The following is a 1,817-nucleotide window of genomic DNA, read 5'->3' as shown; positions in this document are numbered from 1 at the left end:
CTGGGTGATATTTAGGGATTCTCGTCTTTTTTTAAGGTTGTCCCCTAAAGTAGTCATTACTGTCCTATTTAAAAGTTAACATAATTAAGTTTACTGAGTTATATGTTACCGCTAATCTCACTAGAGTAGGACTTACGCAGTTAAGTAGATTTCGCCCCCCTAGCCCCCCAATTTTGGGGGGTAATCATGTCAAAGTCCCCCAGAATTGGGGGACCCACGGGGGCAAATGCGTAAGCCCTATAGAGATTATTAGAAATCCAATCACTGAAAACTCCGCCACAAAGCGAGCCCAGATGAAAGTGACTAGCGCGCTTAATGCCTAGAAAGAAATCTTGCATTGGAGTTGACGATTGTATAGCGCCTATACTAAAAGCAGAGTACAGGTTGAAAAACCGTTCGCGTAGCGTGGCCTTTGGCCTTGGCGCAACCGGGTCAGAAGCCCCTCACAGGGGTAGGTTTTTTACATGACAGGTCAAACGGGGAGTGTGGGGCTCACAGGGGTAGGTTTTTTACATTGGAGATAGGTAATAGGTAATAGGTAATAGGTAATAGGTAATAGGTAATAGGTAAGTACCTGGACAAAAATAAACCTCACTTCTTGATGCAAAGCGCGAGTGGGGGAAACCCCCTGTTCCGAAGCTGCATCGCTGTATTAACTTCTGTAAAGTTGCCAAAAGCCCCTCTACTCCCAGCTCCGTTCGCGTAGCGTGGCCTACGGCCTCAGTCCCTGCTCCCTATTTCAACAGTTAATTTTACTTTTGTCCGACTACTTATTTCAACATTTACGTTTAACAGCCCAAGAATTTGCTGAACGTATCCGTGGATATTGGGGTGTTGAGAATAAAGTCCACTATGTTCGCACTGGTACTCAAGGTGAAGATAAATCCAGAATTCGCACTAACCCTCTGCCTAAGATTTTTACCGTAGCTCGCAATTTTACACTCAATTTATACCGTGACCAGATGTTTAACAACATGGCACAAGCTCAACGACTCTGTTCTTTTGGTCTAGACACGCTTAAGCAACTTTTTAGAATGAAATAGCCCTGGGTAATGGGTAATGGGTAATGGGTAATGGGTAATTGACCCAACTATACTTGATATCATTCCTAGCAATCGTAACAGAGCCTCTCTATGACTATTCCGGTTCCGCCAAGAACTCGCGCTCAAGAATCTCGGGCTGCTATCGAACGGATTTATGTGATCATGCGACATCTATTTATCCGAGGATACTACAAGCCTGGGGGTGCTTCTGGTGCAGCCTTGAGGCAAGCGTTGCTAACTTTGCAACCGGAAATTTATGGCTCCATTGCTGACCCACAGAAAGTGGAATTGAATGGTCTAGTTTATGTGATCGATCGCTTACCCTGCGGCATTGAAATGTGTCGTTTTGTGAAACTGGTGGCAGCAGAAGGGTATAGTCAATCAGGATTTGAGACAATTGTTCCGGCTAAACGTCGCCGTAATTGCTACCGCATTGATGAAGAAACGATGCTGATCGAAATTACCCGAGGGCGTAGCGAGATTTATGACATTCTTACCCATCTGACGTTTATTTATATCGAAGCTAATAAAATTAGAGACCATGCTCTGGAGGAAGGTCAACCAACACGAGAGTGGATAAAGCTCGAAGAAATGGTTACAGCTCAACAATCCCCGGATAATCCTAAGTCGTTGGTTTCAGAAGACCTGGAAGTCCAGCATCGAGCTTTTTCTTATTTAAGTACTCTTTTAGGACGCACCTTTGAAGAAACCAAACACGCTTACCATCGCCTGGCTCAGGGCAGCTCTGATAATAATGGTCTATTTGATATTATT

At 44.3% G+C, this 1,817-nt stretch carries 1 protein-coding gene and 1 pseudogene; both read left to right on the top strand.

What is annotated here, in order from left to right:
- The first annotated feature begins 707 nt into the window (after positions 1-707).
- Positions 708-1,043: a hypothetical protein gene (locus F6K53_RS39625; RefSeq protein WP_293085486.1), complete on the top strand. Its 336-nt coding sequence runs from the start codon at positions 708-710 to the stop codon at positions 1,041-1,043.
- A gap of 90 nt (positions 1,044-1,133) precedes the next feature.
- Positions 1,134-1,817 (top strand): annotated as a pseudogene (locus tag F6K53_RS39620) (hypothetical protein); the annotation flags it as partial.

Source organism: Moorena sp. SIO4A1 (assembly GCF_010672065.1).
Classification (GTDB): domain Bacteria; phylum Cyanobacteriota; class Cyanobacteriia; order Cyanobacteriales; family Coleofasciculaceae; genus Moorena.
The sequence above is the reverse complement of the archived record's forward strand: the minus strand, read 5'-3'. Positions and strand labels throughout refer to the sequence as shown.